14 protein-coding genes are annotated in these 20,405 nt (G+C 52.3%); 4 read left to right on the top strand and 10 right to left on the bottom strand.

Annotated elements, in window-relative coordinates; genetic code table 11:
* The 5 genes from pheS to thrS all read right to left on the bottom strand — a co-directional run bounded on the left by pheS (position 1) and on the right by thrS (position 4,245).
* Positions 1 to 984 (bottom strand): phenylalanine--tRNA ligase subunit alpha, encoded by a 984-nt coding sequence (pheS, locus tag GALF_RS05550; protein WP_041937989.1) that lies wholly within the window; start codon positions 982 to 984, stop codon positions 1 to 3.
* 83 nt (positions 985 to 1,067) lie between these two features.
* Positions 1,068 to 1,427 (bottom strand): 50S ribosomal protein L20, encoded by a 360-nt coding sequence (rplT, locus tag GALF_RS05545; protein ID WP_013293081.1) that lies wholly within the window; start codon positions 1,425 to 1,427, stop codon positions 1,068 to 1,070.
* Positions 1,428 to 1,437: 10 nt separating this feature from the next.
* A complete protein-coding gene (gene rpmI / locus GALF_RS05540) occupies positions 1,438 to 1,635 on the bottom strand; it encodes a 50S ribosomal protein L35 (protein WP_013293080.1) in 198 nt (65 codons plus the stop codon).
* Between the two features lie 146 nt (positions 1,636 to 1,781).
* Positions 1,782 to 2,309 carry a translation initiation factor IF-3 gene (gene infC / locus GALF_RS05535; RefSeq protein WP_083777089.1) on the bottom strand — a complete coding sequence of 176 codons (528 nt, stop codon included), beginning with the start codon at positions 2,307 to 2,309 and terminating at the stop codon, positions 1,782 to 1,784.
* Between the two features lie 22 nt (positions 2,310 to 2,331).
* Positions 2,332 to 4,245, bottom strand: a complete 1,914-nt coding sequence (gene thrS, locus GALF_RS05530; RefSeq protein ID WP_013293078.1) for a threonine--tRNA ligase — start codon at positions 4,243 to 4,245, stop codon at positions 2,332 to 2,334.
* A 240-nt stretch (positions 4,246 to 4,485) separates the two neighbouring features.
* Here thrS and GALF_RS05525 point away from each other — a divergent pair, with 240 nt between their 5' ends.
* Positions 4,486 to 5,610, top strand: a complete 1,125-nt coding sequence (locus GALF_RS05525; RefSeq protein ID WP_050752474.1) for a sensor histidine kinase — start codon at positions 4,486 to 4,488, stop codon at positions 5,608 to 5,610.
* 9 nt (positions 5,611 to 5,619) lie between these two features.
* Here GALF_RS05525 and GALF_RS05520 read toward each other — a convergent pair whose 3' ends face one another.
* The 3 genes from GALF_RS05520 to GALF_RS05510 are packed head-to-tail and all read right to left on the bottom strand — an operon-like array spanning position 5,620 to position 9,883.
* On the bottom strand, positions 5,620 to 7,203 hold the full coding sequence (locus tag GALF_RS05520; RefSeq protein ID WP_013293076.1) for an EH signature domain-containing protein: 1,584 nt from the start codon (positions 7,201 to 7,203) through the stop codon (positions 5,620 to 5,622).
* 1 nt (position 7,204) lies between these two features.
* A complete protein-coding gene (locus GALF_RS05515; protein ID WP_013293075.1) occupies positions 7,205 to 7,921 on the bottom strand; it encodes a flagellar motor protein MotB in 717 nt (238 codons plus the stop codon).
* 12 nt (positions 7,922 to 7,933) lie between these two features.
* A complete protein-coding gene (locus tag GALF_RS05510) occupies positions 7,934 to 9,883 on the bottom strand; it encodes a hypothetical protein (RefSeq protein WP_150102577.1) in 1,950 nt (649 codons plus the stop codon).
* A 147-nt stretch (positions 9,884 to 10,030) separates the two neighbouring features.
* On the opposite strand from GALF_RS05510, the gene GALF_RS05505 reads away from it, so the two are divergent.
* Positions 10,031 to 10,930: an adenylate/guanylate cyclase domain-containing protein gene (locus GALF_RS05505; RefSeq protein ID WP_013293073.1), complete on the top strand. Its 900-nt coding sequence runs from the start codon at positions 10,031 to 10,033 to the stop codon at positions 10,928 to 10,930.
* Between the two features lie 8 nt (positions 10,931 to 10,938).
* Here GALF_RS05505 and GALF_RS14880 read toward each other — a convergent pair whose 3' ends face one another.
* Positions 10,939 to 12,642, bottom strand: a complete 1,704-nt coding sequence (locus GALF_RS14880; protein ID WP_013293072.1) for a serine/threonine-protein kinase — start codon at positions 12,640 to 12,642, stop codon at positions 10,939 to 10,941.
* A gap of 284 nt (positions 12,643 to 12,926) precedes the next feature.
* On the opposite strand from GALF_RS14880, the gene GALF_RS05495 reads away from it, so the two are divergent.
* Together GALF_RS05495 and GALF_RS05490 are read left to right on the top strand one after the other, a co-directional pair.
* Positions 12,927 to 13,568 (top strand): response regulator, encoded by a 642-nt coding sequence (locus GALF_RS05495; protein WP_013293071.1) that lies wholly within the window; start codon positions 12,927 to 12,929, stop codon positions 13,566 to 13,568.
* Positions 13,569 to 13,653: 85 nt separating this feature from the next.
* Positions 13,654 to 15,453, top strand: a complete 1,800-nt coding sequence (locus tag GALF_RS05490; RefSeq protein WP_013293070.1) for a GGDEF domain-containing protein — start codon at positions 13,654 to 13,656, stop codon at positions 15,451 to 15,453.
* A gap of 4 nt (positions 15,454 to 15,457) precedes the next feature.
* Here GALF_RS05490 and GALF_RS15865 read toward each other — a convergent pair whose 3' ends face one another.
* Positions 15,458 to 20,398 carry a tetratricopeptide repeat protein gene (locus tag GALF_RS15865; protein WP_013293069.1) on the bottom strand — a complete coding sequence of 1,647 codons (4,941 nt, stop codon included), beginning with the start codon at positions 20,396 to 20,398 and terminating at the stop codon, positions 15,458 to 15,460.
* Between the last annotated feature and the right edge of the window lie 7 nt (positions 20,399 to 20,405).

Below are 20,405 nucleotides of genomic sequence, written 5' to 3'. Positions count from 1 at the left end.
TTAGTTAAATTGCTTCAAAAAGCGCAGGTCGCTCTCGTAGAACTGGCGCAGATCGTTGACGCCATAGCGCAACATCGCCAAGCGTTCCACGCCCAGACCGAAGGCAAATCCCAGATATTTCTCGCTGTCGATATTCACGTGCTTCAACACATTAGGATGCACCATGCCGCAGCCGCCGATTTCCAACCAGCCACCGCGCCAGCTCATATCCATCTCAGCAGAGGGTTCGGTAAACGGGAAGAAGGAGGGACGAAAACGCACCTGCAAGTCGTCCTGTTCGAAGAAGCGTTGCAAAAAGTCCTGCACCACGCCTTTAAGATTGGCAAAACTCACATGTTCATCGACCCACAAGCCTTCGACCTGATGAAACATCGGCGAGTGCGTGGCATCGGAATCAACGCGATACACGCGCCCCGGCGAGATGATTTTTAAAGGCGGCTGATTGTTTTCCATATAGCGCACCTGCACAGGCGAGGTATGCGTTCTGAGCACATGCTCAGAATCGATGTAAAACGTGTCGTGCATCGCGCGCGCCGGATGATTCTCAGGAATATTCAACGCGGTGAAATTGTAAAAATCGTGTTCGATCTCGGGGCCGGAAGATACGGCAAACCCTAAGCTGTGAAACAGCTGTTCGATGCGCGCCAAGGTGCGCGTGACCGGATGCAAACCACCGCAACCGATGCCGCGTCCGGGCAGCGTCACGTCCAGCGATTCGGCGGCCAGCTTTGCGTCGAGCTTCGCCTGCGCCAAGGTATCGCGACGCTGTTGCAGCGCGGCTTCAATCACCTGTTTGACCTGATTGATGCGCGCACCGGCTGCGGGACGCTCCTCGTTCGAGAGCTTTCCCAGCCCTTTGAGCAAGGCGGTCAACGCCCCGTCACGGCCCAGATATTTTGCTTTAACCTGCTCCAATTCAGCCTCATCGCTGATAAGCCCGAACTGATTTAAAGCCTGTTCCTGAATTTGTTGGAGTTGTTCCATAAATGCACCATTACACAACAAAAAAAGGGGGCTCATCGCCCCCCTTTTAATGACGCAGTCAGAATTCGACTGCGAGGCAATACTTATACTGCGAGGCTCGCTTTAGCCTGAACAACGAATTGTTCAAAAGCAGCCTTGTCGAAAATTGCGATATCAGACAGAACTTTACGATCGATCTGGATATCCGCTTTTTTCAGGCCGTTCATGAATACGCTGTACGGCATTCCGAATTCACGCGCTGCTGCATTGATACGCGCAATCCACAGAGTGCGGAACTGGCGCTTTTTCTGACGACGATCGCGGTAGGCATATTGCCCGGCTTTCATCACAGCTTGTTTGGCTACACGGTATACATTCTTGCGGCGACCACGGTAACCCTTAGCCTTAGCTAACAGTTTCTTGTGCGTTGCACGGGCTACGACTCCACGTTTTACTCTTGGCATGCTCTACTCCTTACGCGTATGGCAGCATGCGACGAACCGCTGCTGTATTGGTTGAGTGAACTTCCGCAGTACCACGCAGTTGACGCTTAGTCTTGGTCGTCTTCGAGGTCAGAATGTGACGCTTGAACGCACATGCGCGCTTGATACTGCCGCCCGCACGCACGACGAAGCGTTTTTTTGCTCCGCTTTTGGTTTTCATCTTAGGCATAACTACTCCTTGATTTATGGTGGGAGGTGTTTTCCACTGTGGAAAAGCTTGATTACCCATACACCACTTATTGTTCGGGGATCTTTGCACCGCTTCATTCTGACCGGCCCCTGCTGTCAGAAAAACTACCACTACCTACATACTGCTTATTTTTTCAGCGCCGCTTTAGGCGACAGTACCATCACCATCTGACGGCCTTCCATCTTGGGAAACTGTTCGACGACTGCATATTCTTCCAGATCGTTCCTGACGCGCTCAATTAAGCGCATACCAATTTCCTGATGGGCCATTTCACGACCGCGGAAACGCAAGGTAATCTTGGTCTTATCGCCATCCAACAGAAATTTGGTCAGATTACGCAACTTAATGTTGTAATCGCCATCATCGGTACCCGGACGAAACTTGATTTCCTTGACCTGAACCTGCTTTTGTTTGAGCTTGGCTTCATGCTGCTTCTTGCTCTCGGCGTATTTAAATTTACCGAAGTCCATGATGCGGCAAACAGGCGGATCGGCCATCGGTGAGATTTCCACCAGATCCAACTCGGCTTCACCTGCCAGACGCAAGGCTTCTGCGCTGGACACGATCCCCAGGGGTTCTTTATCTGCTCCAATGAGCCGCACCTGTGGTGCAGTAATCATTTCATTGAGGCGCTGTAATTTATTCTGTGCTATTGGAATGTCTCCGTATGAAAAATTAAACCGTGCTGCCCGATTTGATTTCAGCCTTGAAACGTTCGATTAACGCATCGATCGTCATCTGTCCGAGATCTTCACCACTACGGGTACGCACGGCAATCAGCCTTCCAGACACCTCCTTATCGCCCACAATCAGCTGATAAGGTAATTTCTGCAAGCTATGTTCGCGGATTTTATAGGTAATCTTCTCATTGCGCAAATCCAATTGCACTCTGATGCCGGCACGCGCCAATATTTGGCCGATTTCCTTCGCATATTCCTCCTGCGCCTGCGAAATATTCATCAGCACGGTCTGCACGGGCGAGAGCCACATCGGAAAGGCGCCTGCGTGATGTTCGATCAAAATCCCGATAAAACGCTCCATCGAACCTAAGATCGCGCGATGCAGCATAACAGGAGGTTTGCGCGTATTGTCCTCGTCAACAAATTCGGCACTCAGGCGCACAGGCAGATTGAAGTCCAGCTGTATCGTGCCGCACTGCCACATGCGATCCAAACTATCCTTCAAAGTGAATTCGACCTTAGGGCCGTAGAACGCACCCTCTCCGGGCTGCACCTCATAGTCCAGCCTATTTTGTTTCAGGGCAGCGGCCAGGCCCGCTTCCGCCTTATCCCAGGTTTCATCGGAACCCACGCGCTTTTCAGGCCGGGTTGATAGCTTGACAATCACGTTGTCAAAACCGAAATCGCGATACACCTCGTTAAGCATGACAATGAAATTGGACACTTCAGATTCGACCTGCGCCTCGGTACAGAAGATATGCGCATCGTCCTGAGTAAAGCCACGTACGCGCATCAGGCCGTGCAAGGAACCAGAGGATTCATTGCGGTGACAGGAACCAAACTCGGCCAGACGCAGCGGCAAATCGCGGTAGCTGTGCAAGCCGTGATTATAAATCTGCACGTGCCCCGGGCAGTTCATCGGTTTCACCGCGTAATCCCGATTCTCAGAGGCCGTGGTGAACATATTGTCGCGGTAGTTCTCCCAGTGGCCAGACTTCTCCCAAAGCGTCTTGTCCATGATCGCCGGCGTGCGCACTTCCTGGTAGTCGTGTTCGCGAAACTTAGCCCGCATGTATTGCTCGATTTCCTGCCACAGCGTCCAGCCTTTAGGATGCCAGAACACCATCCCGGGCATCGTCTCTTGCATATGAAACAGATCCAACTGACGCCCCAGCTTGCGGTGATCGCGCTTCTCAGCCTCTTCCAGACGATGCAGGTAAGACTCCAGCTCCTCCTTCTTAGCCCAGGCCGTACCGTAAATGCGCTGCAGCATCTCGTTCTTCGAGTCGCCGCGCCAGTAAGCACCGGCGAGCTTCATCAGCTTAAATACCTTGAGTTTTCCGGTCGATGGCACGTGAGGCCCGCGGCACAGATCGGTAAATTCGCCCTGCGTGTAGAGCGACACATCCTGATCGGCAGGAATCGATTCGATGATTTCGGCCTTGTAGTTTTCACCGATCCCTTTAAAGTAGGCGACGGCCTCATCGCGCGGTACGACGCTGCGTACAACCTTCAAGTCGCGTTTGACGATCTCGGCCATGCGTTTTTCGATCGCCAGCAAATCTTCAGGGGTAAACGGGCGCTGATACGAAAAATCGTAAAAGAAACCATTTTCGATTACAGGGCCGATAGTCACCTGCACATCGGAAAACAGCTCCTTGACCGCATGCGCCATCAAATGCGCCATGGAGTGGCGGATCACTTCAAGGCCGGCCTCATCCTTATCGGTAATGATCGCAAGCTGCGCATCCGTCTCGATCAGGAAGCTGCTATCAACCACGCTGCCGTCCACGCGTCCGGCCAAGGTCGCGCGCGCCAACCCCGCTCCGATGCTCGCTGCCACATCAGCAACGGTCACCGACTGATCAAAACTGCGCTGTGAACCATCCGGCAAAGTAATAATAGGCATTGAACTTCTTTCAAATAAACGTAAATGACAACCTGACCCGATTCGGGCAACTGTGAATTGTCCCACAGTCACGCCCTCCCGGGCAAGATAGCGCAATTTGTTTGCAGCGCTACACGCCCTATAGTAAGCTCGTACGCTCCTCATTCGCCCCCCCTACCCATGCCGGCAAACAGCTTACATATTAAACAAGCGAGAAAACGTAATACATCCCGCGCCCCATCTGCTCACCACGAAGCAGCGGTGACAGTTGCACGACACAAACAAGACCCGCTCAAAACGATTGAAGAGACACCGGATCACACGCCCTATTCTTTTCTGGACAGTTTGCCCGGCATGGCTTGTCAGATACGACTAGACACACAGGGTGCGCTGCACCTCCCCTACGTCAGCGAAGGGTGCTTAGACCTGTTAGGACTCAGCGCCACCGAGCTAAAACAACACCCCGAACGGCTGATTAAGTACCTGCATGCCGACGATGCGGCCTCGTTTCACCAGAGCATGCAACACTCAGCCCGACACGCCACACCATGGAATTGGGAGGGCCGCACCCTCCTCCCGCCCGATGGCGAAATCAAGTGGGTTAACCTGCGTGCTAAATACCGAAAAACAGATCTACTCGGTACACACTGGAAAGGTTTGGTCGTCAATATCACGCAAAACAAACAGGCGGAGATTGAGCTCGTACATTCAAGACAGCAACTGCGCGAATTATCGTCCCATATTGAAAACATTAAGGAAGAAGAACGCACACGCATTGCCCGGGAAATTCACGATGAAATAGGCGTGCTACTGACCGCATTAAAAATGGATCTAGCGTGGATGCGACAACGTTTTCCGTCCGATGACGGTGCGCTGCAGGAAAAATCACAGGTCATGGCCAACCTGCTCGACACAGCAGGAATCGCGGCCAACAATCTGGTACACAGTTTACGCCCAGGATCTCTGGATTGCTTTGGCATCGTCGCGGCAATCGAAATCGAAGCTACCGAATTTACCAAACGCACCGCCACCCCCTGCAAAATAATTAAATCAAGCGACAATCTCGATGTATCAGACGAGCAATCTATTACGCTGTTCCGGGTATTTCAGGAAACGTTGAACAACATCATGAAACACGCACAAGCCAGACGCGTGCAAGTAAAAATAAGCCAATCCGCGACAGATCAAATCGACAAATACGTTGAGCTGATCGTCTCAGACGATGGCTGTGGATTTGATGAGGCAGCGCGCAACAAACCGCGCTCGTTTGGTTTACGCGGCATTCAGGAACGCATCAGACAACTCGACGGGACGCTATCAATTACCAGCCGCCCCGGCAAAGGAACAAAAATTGCCGTACGCCTGCCGAAAAACGGACAGCGATAGTTCGCCACCTCAACCGAGCTTAGGATAGGTCAGTCGATACCACATCTTTTGTTCTGCCGAGAAGTCATACCCCCACCCCTTCAACACTGACCACACCTCAATACCATACCGCTCACAATCCGCGGGACGGATACACTGACTGCCCTCAGTGCCGCGCCTGTCCTCATACTCACACTGATACTTGATACAGAACGCCCGCAGTGCATTCTCGGTCTCTCCCAACTCCGCGGCGAAACACGCCTCCCAAGTCGAAAGTTTAGTATCTTCATGCCGCAACGGTTTGGATGTCCGGGCAATATCCGCCCCTTTTTCGATAGCCGTGACGCTGATTGCACCGATATCGACCCATCCCTTAGCAAAGTAGAACGAAGGCGTACCCTGACGAACATCATAAAAATACGCGATATTTTTTTCGCGATTGAATTCAACCACGTGATGATGTGAGAACTGCATGATGCAAGTATGCACACCGTGCTTCTCTTCAGTGAGCTTAGCGATCAGCCCTTTTGCCAGATGCCTGAATTTATAAAGTCGCATATTCCCCTGCACATAAGCATCTTTGCCCAGCGCGAAATACATGCCCGTCAAATCTTCGCTATACAGATCCCAAAAATTAAAACGTCGCGACAACGCTTTATCATCGTTCGACAGCAAACTGAAAAATTCACTGAGCAACTGCCGCTTAAGCCAGTGCGCGAGCATCACGCGGGCCTTGTCGCTGCATAACCACTGCTGCTGCGCCCGCCACGGATTACCCCAAAGTCCGACGGCATAATCTCTCATCTGTGCATGCATCGGCCTGTCCTTGCACTGCACATAACGCTCGAGCAACAGCGGAAGTGCGGCACTGGCATACAACGGATAATCATTCAGCAACAGCAACAGGCTCGCCAGATGATCCTTAAACTCAGCATCCGGCATACGTCCAATGGCAACAAACGGCGACATCACCAGTCGCCGCACCAGCCATGAACCCCCATCCACACCTAGCCGCTCGCGAATTTCTTCGAGCATTGAGTAATCGCCTTGCAGCAAGGACGACTCAACCGCCTGACCCGGATTTTCCCCGAGCAAATCAGGATACTTGGCCAGCGCGGCAAGCCAGTCCGGCGTAAAATCCCCAATCACAAACGTTGCCAGATGATCGCTTAAAAAGAGGCTCAACGCGTCCCGGCTGACGCCACCTCGCATATCAGCCGAATCGGGATCGTAGGAAAAATAACTGCTCAGCAGACCGCGATACAGCTTGCGAAAGGTGCGCCGGCGCGACTTGTAACCGTCGACATAAGTGAGCAATTTATTGAACGCATCGCGCTCTTCAATCAGACAATATGAATTGAGCCGCTGGGTACAGCCGTAACAAATCAATCTGGCCTGACGCAACCCCTTTAAATAACTGTTCTTTTGATAGAAAAGCAAAGCCGCCTCTATCGTCGCCAGAGGCACCTCCTCACGCCGCGACGCGCCTTTAACCCAGTCTTTCATCATCGACAATTCATGCTGCATTTGCAACGAATCGCCTGGACGCAGCCGTGACAGCGAAGTGGTATTTATCGCCAGCAGCTTGCCCTGCAATTTCTCAAGCGCATCCATTTTAGATTCTGCAACTACCGAAATTCCCGCGGGTAATATCGTTCATAGCGGGATGTTCCTCATCCTGACCGAAGAACTCCAGACGTAATTCAATACGACGACTCTCCTCCAAGGATTTTTTGGCCGAATTGAATGAATAGCCACCCACCAGAAAATAATCGCGCACACGCTCTTTTTCCTCAGCGGTCAGTATGAATGTCTGATTAACGGGTGGTGACAGCAGTGCGCACAGCACGCGCTGGCTGCGCTGCAAACTTAAATTCAGGTTCAATAGATAATCGCCCCGCTGATCGGCATAGCCCTCGGCAATAATGCGCTTGAGCCATTTGCGGCCTAGCTCATCCTTGGCCACGACCAGCATCTCGGATACAAAAAGACTCAGATACTGCGCCTGTTCAGCCGACAAGGTTGAACTACCGGTATCAAAGCGGGCGCGGTCGCCAAAATCGATCACCGCGCGATTTTTATCGACAAAAATTCCAGGATATTTTTCAGCCGCTTTGGCAATTTTCCCCAGCAGCTGATCAATTTCCTGCTCACGCTGAATTTTATTGCGATCAGCCGAGGAAACCTGATCGGTGACAGCCAACAGCGCGACGCTCATGACCAGCAAAAACATCACCATCAGCGCCGTCATCAGATCAGCGAATGAAATCCAGAACGGTTTTTCGCCCTCTTCCTTGTTGCGTCGCCCCAAAAGCAGGTATTTATTGATCATGACATCGCCGTATTAAACATTGGTGGCCGCATCGAGCGTACTCTCCAACTCATGAATCCCCTCACGCAACAACTTGACTGAGTCTGACAAAGCCTGATGAAACTCACGGTTCGCCTCACCGACCGCACGGGTCATCCCATCGCTGAATGACTGATGAGCGACGCCGATCACGTCCGATATCCTCGACAGGTATTGGTCCGCATCCATTTGCGCCGCCACCAGTTTACCTGTGGCCAGCTCAATCTTCTCAAACACCTCGCCTGACATAGCAGCATCGCGTCGCACCTGCTCTGCCAGCAATTGCAAGGCGTTCATCTGCGCAATCATCGCGTCGCGCGACGTCTTGTAATCGGTAAATAAATCCCCCAAGCCGCTGGCGGCGCCCGACACCGTGCCTGCGGCCTGAAGCAGCTGATTCGCCACAGAGGCTGATTTTTCCATCGTTGCGTTCACCAACTGACCCGCACGGGCAAAATCCTGACTCGCCAAATAAAGGGTATCCGCGCTGCTACCCAGCGCCGTCATGGCATCTTTCGTCGTCGCCTGCATCGCCGTCACGGCCGACTTCATTTCGGCAACGGCCTCGGCAACACCCTCAACCACCGCTTCGATTTGCCCGCCGAACTGACTGACCATCTGCTTGCCCTGCTGCTCCATCTCAAGCTGGTTCTGACGACTGACATCGGTTGCTGAGCGCACCTGCGTACCCAACCCGTCTATCAACGCACCCATACGCACTGACAGCTCGTTCAATGACTGCTGCAATTGCCCCTGAGATTCTGACTGCGTCTGGCTGGTAGCCTCGCGCATTTGTCCGATAAACTCAGCCAACTTTTCATTCATCAAAGCCTGACGTGATTCAGCGGCGGCGTTCGATCGTCCAAGTTGCTCGGCAATCGCCTCCATGCTGCGTTGACCTGCAGCCCCCGTTTCCGCCGCCATCACCTCCAGTCTTGCAACCGTTGCGCCCAGTGCTTCTAGCGTCTGCTTTTGCAAGCTGTTCATATCATTGGCCTGAGCGCTGAATAACGTCTTCATTTGCAGGTTAAAATTATCAAACATGCCACTGAGCATCGTCTGCAGCGAGGGGCCCTCATCCTCGCGCGTCGCTTTTAGCGCAAGGGCAATTTCAGACAAGGGGCCCTTCAAACCCACCTCAATGCTATGAGAAATCCGCTCGCCCAATGCCGCAACACCTGCGTTGTTTGCCGCGATTTGCTTTTCACTGAGTTCAGTGAGCATCTCTTTGAGATCGCCCTTGAGCAATCCTGCCGATTGCGCAGCGGAAGCTTCAGAGGCGCGCACAAGGCGCGCAAGATATTCTTCGCCAGCCCCCCCTTCGAATAATCCATCGAGCAACTGGATCAGTTTTTCGACTTTCGCATTCAGGCTCGACACCACTAATTTTTCAACAAAGGTGACCATCATGGCCAGCGTAATGGCCGATGCGGAAACCAAAAATGCTTCGGAGACGCCATGCAACAGGCGCGTCAAACTAGCGCGCACCACAACCGGATTTTCGGAAACCACGAAGGACTGCATGCCGATCAACAGACCGTAAAAAGTCCCGATGATTCCGACCCCGGTGAACAACCCCGGCAAATGCTTGAAAAAATCCGAACGCAACGGTATATCCACAACAATATCCGGTCTGAACACAACGCTTGCGGGCAACGTGGAACGAAAACGTATCGCCTGCGGCTGTTTTTCATCGAGCTGCTGATGCAATGAATCTGAATACTCGTGCCACAAATGCTCAAGCACCCCCGTTTTTTGAAATATTTTCTCCAGGCTACCATCAGGTTTGCCATCTAACTCGCGCAGCTTTTTAATGACTCCGGACAAGCGTCGCGAAACGATAAAAGCGGGAAGCATGGAAAAAAACACGAATGAAATCAGCAGCACACCAAGTATGGCGGCAAAAATATAAATATGCTGGGGAAGCGCGGTGAATGTCATCATTTTAATTTACAGAAAAACCCGCCTGCCGGGCCCGAGAATTATGACGGAAGTTCTATCATCTGGGTATGCGATTTGCTTAAATTCACACCATTCATTTTCATCAACAACCTTTATAATGCGAAGCTTGATTCAATCGGAATTGCAATAGTGAATACAACCCAACAGGAGAATGCCGTACTGTTTGCCGACGTGAGCGGCAGTACGCGCTTGTACGAAGTTCTCGGGGATGCACGCGCATTCGCAGCCATAGACCGCTGTCTGAGCGTGTTGCGCAGCCTCACGCTGGCGCATGCCGGCCGTGTCGTCAAAACGATAGGCGACGAAGTCATGGTGGTCTTCCCCGATCCGGTTTCGGCAGCACAGGCCGCCTGCGAAATGCAGATGGTAGTGAGCGCAAAGCCGCCTATCGACGGAATTCACGTTTTCATTCGCATCGGCTTTCACTACGGTCCTGTGCTGGAGAACGACGGGGATATCTTCGGTGACACAGTCAACATCGCCGCTCGCATGGCAGAAATTGCTCAGGCACAGCAAATCATCACAACCGGTGCTACCGTTGCGCTGTTTCCGCCTATCATGCGCACCGGCACCCGCACACTTAACAGCTTATCAATCAAGGGCAAGGCCGATGAGATCGAAGTACGCGAAGTTATCTGGCACGAGAGTGAAGATCTGACCATGATGGTCGGCAATACCTATACTAGTCAGAACAGCGAACCCCTTTTACAACTGACCCATCTGGGCGAAGAATTTATCGTCGACGCCACCCATCCCTCCATCACCATCGGACGCGATGAGACCGCCAATATCGCCACGAAAAATCGCAGCGCATCTCGTATGCATGCGAAGATTGAACGGCGGCGCGACAAATTTATTCTGGTCGATCTAAGCTCAAACGGAACCTATGTAACCATCAAGGGTGAAAGTGAAATTCAATTGCGTCGTGAAGAAATGGTGCTGCGCGAGTCAGGCACCATCAGCCTGGGTCATCCCTACAAAAAAAATCCCAGCGAATTTATCGCCTTTTCGATTAGAAACGACCTGTAGAGCACGCCTCACTTTGATGAAGGCAACATGCCGAAGATAATTCCAATCAGCATCAACACCAAAAAAATACCGATAATCAGCATTTTGATCCCTGTTCTCTTCTGCTCCAAAGCAGCCTTCTCCTCCACTTCCTGCCTAAGTCGATTAGCCGTTTCCGCTAGCGCCCTTGCCTCTTCCACCTCGCGGTTACGCGCCATCAACTCTGCCGCAGTACGCTCACGCTGAACAGCCGCATCCACCTCGGCTTTATTTTCAGCCGACTCGCGTGCAGACAGCATCTGCTGACGCGCCTGACGTCTGCGCCGCACCTCTTCTTCTAAGCGCCGTTTTTCCTCATTTTTCATTTGGCGTTCAGCATCACCGCTAGCCTCCCGACTTAACACGACTCCGGCACGTTTTTCTGCATGCAAGGATAGCGTAGCGGACAGTGTACGTGCCCGCTCGGCCTGCTCTGCAGCTGCTTTTTCGCGTCTAATCGCGTCTTCCGCACGCGACGCTTCCGCTTCGTTTTTAATCTGAGCAATTTTTAGCGCCAACAGCGCCTTGGTCTCCGCATCCTGTTTTTGACGGGCTTCAAGTTCGGCCTGTGCCTCGGCGCGCGCTTTTAACTCTGCGGCCTGCGCCTCCTGTCTGGCACGTAGCGCTGCCTTCTCCAACACCGCAATGCGCGACATCGCAAGAGCAACGAAGCCACCATCAGCAAACTCCTTTAAGTAATCCCTGAAGTCATCAGGATTTTTACTATGCGAAATACTCTGCCAAGCGGCAATATCGGCTTCTCGCCAGGTGCCTGTGGAGTGCCCCCCCCCGGGTAGTTCAAGCGTCTCATCGGGCGAAAAGACCTCAGATGAGTCTACTGCTGAACTATCCGGCTCCTGTTCAATCTCAGACAGGCTCAAGGCCGCCACCTTGAGGGCTTTCACAAACTGGTTCGCGCTCTGATAGCGATCTTCCGCGCGCTTCGCCATCGCTCGACTCACCACCCCATCGAGCTGTTTTGTCACCAGCGGATTGAGCTGGGAGGGCGGCGTCGCATCGCGATGCACCGCCTGATGCATGATGGCAATGACACTCCCCACAAAGGGACGTTCACCTGTGAGCATCAGATACAGAATGACTCCCGCCGCATACAGATCGGCGCGATGATCGACGTCATACCCCATAAATTGCTCGGGAGCCATATAAGTGGGCGTTCCCAGCACGACACCCACCTGAGTATGTCCAGATGCATCAATTTTGGCGATACCAAAATCCGCAATCTTGACATCTCCCTCCGCCGTTATCATGATATTCGCAGGTTTGATATCACGATGCACAATACCGTGGGCATGCAAATATTCAAGCGCATCGAGTAATTGCACCACAATGCGCAGTCCGGCACCTAGCGACATCCGCCTGCCATGATCGAAGTAATCGCTTAATTCCCGGCCGCGAACCAGTTCCATGACGATATACGCCATTTCCTCATTTTCGCCATACTCATAAATGGAGATGATTTTTGGATGAGCCAGACGGCCCGCAGCCCTCGCTTCGCTGCGAAAACGGTTAAAGACATCCTCCGCCTCGTCAGCCTGTATGCCGGATTTCAGTATCGTTTTGATGGCGACCGTACGCTCAATCAGCGTATCAAAGGCCTCATAGACAATACCCATCGCCCCCCTACCGAGCTCCCCGACGATGCGATATTTACCCAACATTTCTAGATTATTCATAACACAAGCTTAACCGATACGGCCTTACGTAAACAATGTGCAATGTAGCCAGCATACGAATAATCCGCAATTCACCGGCATAAAACTGCACAAATAACCTAAAACGCGAAATTATAAATTGTTTTGCAGTAGAATCCTCAAAATACAGCAAACGTGTTTAACATATCGGCTCTCAAGCGGTGTACATCCCATTCCACAAACCATCCGGCTTAAGGAAAATCAAGATTGAAAGTCTGTCCGCCACACTCAAAACTACAGCAAATGCTACTTTGCTCGATAGCCCTATGATCCAGATTCTTGTCGTAGATGATCACGCCTTGATCCGCAAGGGGCTCAAGCAACTGTTGGAGGATACGCCGGACCTGAAAATAACGGGAGAGGCCTCCAGCGGAACAGAAGCCATCAGCATGCTGCGTGCAGCACCTTTTGATTTAATGTTGCTGGACATCAATCTGCCTGACAAGCACGGCATCGAAGTGCTCAAACAGTTTAAGTCTGAACAACCTCAGCTCAAAATTATCATTTTAAGCATGTATCCCGAGGACCAGTATGGTGTGCGCGCACTCAAGGCGGGCGCGATGGGTTACATCAACAAGCAAAGTGCATCGGATGTACTGATCAAAGCGATTCGCCATGTACTGAGCGGGAAAAAATATATCAGCGAAATACTGGCCGAACAACTGCTGAACAATTTGATTGGCGAATCACAAGAACTGATGCACCAAAACTTGTCAAACCGCGAATACCAAACGCTGTGCCTGATGGCTTCGGGTAAAACATTGAGTGAAATCTCACAGATTATGGCGCTCAGCCCCAAAACGGTCAGCGTGTATCGCAGTAGGATGCTGGCAAAAATGACGTTCACCAACAATGCCGAAGCGATCCACTATGCGATTACGCATCGCTTAGTCGAGCTTCAAGATTAGCAAGGGGCGATTAATTTACCTTGTCTTTTATCGCAAATATATCAGACAATCACAAACGCCTAATCTACTTATCTAAGATTGATCCATGAATAAGCCAAACCCGTCAGAAGTTGCCCGCGAAACCCTAAAAATGCTGGCTCAACGCAGGCTCATACCGACCCCTGACAATTATGCAAAAATTTTTACTGAGATCAGCGGCGGGCCTGCCATCGAGACGAATGGTGCCGCAAAAGTTTTGCGCAATGTGGTCGAACATCTACTGCAAACCGACAAAGCCGCCGGTACCGGACTCGCCTTAAAAAAAATGTTGGGCGAGGAAAACTGGGACAAATGCTTTAAAGAAATTGAAAAGGTACTCCCCAAAACCCATAAGAGCGATGCGCCCGAGCAGACTTGGCCGGTTTTAATCCGGGATTTATTGCGACAAATTGACCTGCCGCACAAAGGCCTGACCGTTTCACGCAAAAAGGAAAGTCTAGAAACCGTATTAGCACGCTTTGCATCCGATCCTGACATCCTGTTTGAAAAGCTAGGCAAACTGATCCGCTCATGGTCAGAATCTGCGACCACCGACAGTCTAATTGAGCATCCAGAATTAAACGTGGCACATCCCGCATTGCCACCGGCAACTACCCCAGCGACAGAACCGAAATCCGCTGCCTCAGACGCCTCGACTATCAAAAGTCAAGCAGCAGAAATGCTTGAAAAACTCAAAGAGCTGCTCGCACACGCGCTGGAGGGTACGCTCAGCGCACAACCGGAACTCGCAGAGGAAATCGGCCAGCTCACCGCACAAGTTCGCCAGATCAAAACCTGCGATGAGGTTACAGAGCTTGCCAAACAATTACACAATTTCTGGCTGAAGGTTGAGTTACGCAGCAGTGACAAATCCAGAATTCAAGATGGCCTGGTGCGTCTGCTGCGTCTTTTAGTTGAAAACGTCGGCGAAATGATCGAGGATGAAGAATGGCTGCACGGTCAGGTGAACACGCTGCACACCATTATTGAAAATCCGATCGATAAATACGTGATCGCAGATGCCGAGCGCAGCCTGCGTGAAGCCATCATTAAACAAGGATTACTCAAAAAGAGTCTGGTTGACGCAAAATCAACGCTCAAGAGTTTAATGACCACCTTCATTGACCGACTGGGCATCATCACGGTCAGCACGGGCGACTATCACCAGAAAATATCAGGTTACAGTGAAAAGATCGCTCAATCGAGCAACCTGAATGATCTTGGTCACTTGCTCGACGACATCATGCAAGATACCCGGGTAATACAAGCTAGCGCGCTTAAATCGCATGAGGAATTGCTCGATTCACGCAAACAGGTCGAAAGTGCGGAAGAAAAAATTTCTAAACTGGAAAAGGAACTCTCCGAAGTGAGCGAACTGGTTCATCAGGATCAGCTGACCGGCGCATTGAACCGGCGCGGCTTAGATGCGGCCTTTGATCGCGAAAGCCGCCGCGTGGACCGCAGCCACGAATCGCTGTGCATTGCGCTGCTGGACATCGACAACTTCAAACGACTGAACGACACCATGGGTCATCAAGTAGGTGACAAAGCACTGATTCATCTGTGCCACGTCATCAAGGAAGCACTGCGCCCCTCTGACTCGGTCGCCCGTTACGGCGGCGAGGAATTCGTTCTGATACTCCCCGATGTCACTCTGGCAGAAGCGGCGTTAACAGTGGAACGCCTACAAAGGGAACTCACCAAACAGTTCTTCATGCATGAAAACGACCGTATCCTCGTCACCTTCAGTGCAGGGGTCGCACAACTGGCTCCGAATGAATCGCAGGAAGAACTGATTGGACGCGCAGATAAAGCGATGTATCAGGCAAAACAGACCGGAAAAAACCGCGTCGTCGTTGCCAACTAAACGACTAGGATAGGTCCTGTACTATCCGCGCGTTTGGCCGCCTTGCACACCACTCCCGCCATAACAGGCGGTATTCACGTTCTACACAACGCACATAGGCCGCCTGATTGCCGATCACAGAAGACATAAAGCGCCCGCGCAATTGCCCGCGTAATACGGACAACGACTGAAGATCCGCTGCTTTTTGAATCGCAAGTTTTACATATTCGTCCTGTGACTCTGCAATCCAGTCCGGCATTCCCAGTGTCGTCAGAATCGATGCCGACACACGCCCCGTCAATGTCGGCCAGCGCAACGTTACAACCGGCACCCCCATCACCAGACCTTCCAGCGTGGTCATACCACCGCCATGAGGGAACGTATCGAGAGCGATATCAACACGATTAAAAGCCGCAAGTTGGGCTTCGCGCGACGTTTTTCCAAGCAAGATAATCCGCGCGGGATCGATGCCTGCGCGAATAAAATGCTCGCTTACACGCTCCCTCGTCCCGGCATCATCCAGCGCATGTGTTTTAAGAATCAGCCTGCTGTCCGGCAGCGCCCGCAATATCTTTGCCCATGCAAGATACGTTTGCTCCGATATTTTCACCAAGCGGTTAAATGAACCAAATGTAATCCCGCCGCCCGACAGTGCAGGCAGAGCACACGGATCCGGCACATCGGCAGATATAAACATACTGACCGCACAAGGCAAGTACCTCACGCGTTCCGCATACACCGGCACTTCATCCCGGGGAACGAATATCTCGTCAGCGAAGAGCACATCCATCGCGTCCATACCCGTGCCGGCAGCATAGCCGAACGCCGTGATCTGAATGGGTGCTGGTTTTCTGGCGAACACCAGTAACCGGTTGCCAGCCGTATGTCCTGAGAGATCGACCAGAATATCGACACCCTCTTGCCGGATCAAGTCGTCAACCTCGTCGTCCGGCAAACCGACGATATCCCGCCATAACGTCACACTTTTCTTAAACGTTTCGGTCAGTTTGTCTTCAATTTTTGAATTCGAATAAGCGATCACCTCAAACTGCTCGCGATCGAAATCAAGCAGCATCGCTGTAAACGCATAGGCGGCTGAATGCATTCTAAAATCAGCAGAGACATAGCCGATGCGTAACCTTCGCTCAGGACTTGGTAGATTGCGATGCAACTTGTAGCTTGGCAAATGAGCCGCATGCACGTCATTCCATAGCCTGCGCTCCTTTTGCAGCGAAGCGGTACTTTCCCCTGTCATCAAATCCAGCGTAAAAATAAGATTGCTATGCAACGTTGCATCGTCAGGTCTGAGTTGCAACGCGCGCCTAAGACTTGCTTCCGCCTCGACACTTTTACCGGACTCAAGCAGGGTAGCGGCGAGATTGCAATGCGCTTCTACACAAGTTGAATTGATCGACAGCGCCTGCTGAATACTCGCTTCTGCTTCATCCAAGCGCCATTGCTCTTTGAGTATAAATCCTAAATTACTGAACGCCTCAGCAAAGCCCGGGTTGATTTGCAGTGCACGCCGGCAAGCCCCCTCTGCCTCGACGAGCCGTCCTAGCCCCTTGAGTGTGATCGATAAATTATTATAAGCATCGGGAAAATCGGGCTTAATCCGTATGGCACGCTGGTAACTGTCTTCCGCGTCAGACAATCTGCCGAGGGCATGCAGTGTATTGCCTAAATTGCCATAGGCCTCAGCAAAATCCGGATTCATCGCCAAAGCACGTCTAAACGTTGCCTCCGCCTCAAGCAAACGCCCGACATCATGCAATGCGAGTCCTAAATTATTTATGGCAGCCGCGTCATCCGGCAACAGCACAGCCGCCTTTTGCATTGCAGCGAGTGCATCAATAGATTGCCCTCGTTGCCTTAATATAGCCCCCGTCACCAACCAACCTAAACCATACGACGGAAAATTTTTCGTCATTTCCTGTGCAAGCAACCATGCGTCATCCTGCGAAGCTTCAGAAAAATGACGCAGCAAGAGCTGCACTGCCTGATCAGAGGGGTGTGATATATCTGCGGATACACTTGCAATAGATAAGGCATCAGGTAAGCCACCGGCTTCATCTACATTCAGATTGCTTTTTTTTTCTGCCAAGTCCACCGGATGAGTAACGCACCACTCGCGCCATAACTGGCGGTACTCACGCTCAACATATCGTACATAAGCTGTCTGATCACCGATCACAGACGTCATAAATCGCCCGCGCAGTTGACCGCGCAACACTGACAACGAAGGAATGTCCGTCGCTTTTTGAATCGCAAGCTGCACATATTCCTCCTCTGAGCCTGCAATCCAGTCCGGCATCGCAAGCGTCGTCATGATCGAGGCTGAAATGCGCCCGGCCAAACTCGGCCAGTTCAGCGTTACCACCGGCACGCCCATCAATAAGCCTTCGAGAGCTGATACCCCTCCGCCGTGGGGAAAAGGATCCAACGAAATATCGATCTGATTAAACGCGGCCATATGTTCGTCGTGAGGCGACTTCCCCAGCAGGATGATGCGCTCAGCCGCCACACCGGCACTAGTAAAATACGCCCTCACCTGATCTTGCACTGCCGCATCATCGAGTACAGGCGTTTTAAAGATCATCCGGCTATCCGGCACCGCTCGCAATATCTTCGCCCAGGCGCGGTAAGCTGCTTCAGAATTTTTGGCCAGCCGGTTGTATGAGCCGAAAGTGACCCCGTGACCGGACAAGGCGGGTAAGCAACTCACATCCGGTGCGATATCCGGGGCAAAATAACTGATTGCACAGGGCAAATACCTGACCTGCTCTGCGTATAAATGTGTCTCTTCGGGAGGCACAAAGACCGTATCTGAAAAAAACACATCCATTGCCCGCAGCCCAGTCCCCGATGCATACCCCCAGGCCGTAATCTGTATGGGCGCTGGCTTTCGGGCAAACACGAGCAAACGGTTGCCCGATGAGTGGCCTGACAAATCAACCAGAATATCGATACCATCCGCGAGAATCATATCGACAACCGCCTGATCCGACATGCCGATAATCTTGCGCCACAACGTCACATGCTGCTGGAACCTCTGCGTCATCGCATCTTCACGATTCGAATTTGAATAGGCAACAATCTCAAAGTCATCTGGAGAAAATTTCGTTAGCATCGCACCAAACGCATAGGCGGCAGAATGCACCCTGAAGTCAGCGGAAACATAGCCGATGCGCAACCGTTTATCCGGATCACGGGCATTCGAAAAATTTCGCTGTTGATACAAATGCGCCGCGTGCGCAGCATGCCAGTTTTTTCGTTCTTGCTGCTGCATAGCGGTATCACTGCCTACCGCCAGATCCATCGTAAAAATCAGATTGCTGTGCGCCTCGGCGAAATCAGGATCACACTGCAATGCGCGTCTGTAACTGGCCTGCGCCTCCGCCTGACGCCCTAAACCCAGCAGGACATTACCTAGATTGCAATGCGCTTCAGCCAGCATTGGGCTGATCAGCAATGCTTGATTGATACTCCGCACCGCGTCAGATGAGCGCCCCAATTCGTGCAGGGTAATTCCCAGATTGCTGTGCGCCTCGGCATAATCAGGCTGGATGCGTATCGCCTCAAGGTAACTGGCCTCCGCCTCGGCCGGGCGCCCCAGCGCTCTGAGCACAATACCCAAATTGTTATGCGCTTCGGCAAAATCAGGCTTCAACCGGATAGCCTCGCGATAACCTGACTCCGCTTCCGTTAAACGGGATTGACTGAGCAGAACGTTCGCCACATTGTAATAGGCATAAACGAAGTCCGGATTGAACCGCAGTGCCTGCCGGTAGCTGTTTTCCGCCTCATCCGGACGCCCCTGTTCTTTGAGCAGCGTCGCAAGATTGTAATGCGCATCGGCATAGTCGGGTTTGAACTGCAGCGCACGGCGATAGCAAATATCCGCTTCATCCAGACGCCCCTGCGCTTTAAGCACGCTGCCCAGATGACTGAGATCAGCGGCAGAATCAGGATTAATTTGCAACGCTCGTCGGAAACTGGCTTCCGCCGCAGCCAAATCCCCCTGTTTTTCGAAGATATGCCCAAGCGTACTGTGCGCATCTGCCGCCCCCGGATTAATCTCAAGCGCTCGCCGGCAGCATTTTTCCGCCTCGGCGAGCTCAGCCGAAGCCATCAGCGTATTCGCAAGATTGCTGTAGGCCGCCGCATAACGCGGATTAATCTGTATCGCCCGCCGGTAACAAGCCTCAGCCTCGCTCGCTCGCCCTAATTCCTGCAGAACCACGCCAAGATTGCAATGGGCATCCGCGTAAGCTGCGTTAAGTGCGACTGCCCTGCGGTAACTCTGTTCCGCCTCGTCTAACCTGCCCGCCTCCTGAAGCACAACGCCCAGATTGTAGTTAACTTCAACATCATCAGGCGATAGTTCAACGGAGCGCTGCATGGCAGCTAGCGCCTCTTCGGTACGCCCCAGCTGTTTCAAAGCGGCGCCCAGTGCCTTCCAGCCAAATTCGTGTGCCGGATAACGCAGTGTCATCTTCCGGGCCAGCTCAGCAGACTCGGCATACTGACGTTTGCCAAATAGCTCAACCAGATGATCGATCTGTGCACGACTCGGATGCGCCGATGACGCGCTCACCTCATCCTGCACAACGCTGCCCAGCCTCTGCGTCAGTTCGTTGACCTCGTGACCTTGCAACCCCTGCTGAATCGCAAGCGATAGCACCTGCTGCGCCTCGTCCATTTGCCCTGACTGCAACAGCGCATCGATGTAACTTATCCAGTATCGCGCGCGACCGGGATCAGCCTCCAGTGCGGTCAGTAAATAAGGCAGCCCGAGCGCGGGTTGCTTCATCTGCACGGCCATGACACCCGCGTTGTGATTCGCTTCAGGGTGATGAGGATCCGCCTGCAAAATCGCCAGATAGTAACGTTCGGCGTCCTGATACTCCCCTGCCTGCTGGTGTGCCACGGCCCGCTGCAACATCTGCTCTGATGTAAGTTGCATTTAATAC

The organism is Gallionella capsiferriformans ES-2 (assembly GCF_000145255.1).
Lineage (GTDB): Bacteria > Pseudomonadota > Gammaproteobacteria > Burkholderiales > Gallionellaceae > Gallionella > Gallionella capsiferriformans.
This window is presented reverse-complemented; position numbering and strand designations above follow the sequence as displayed.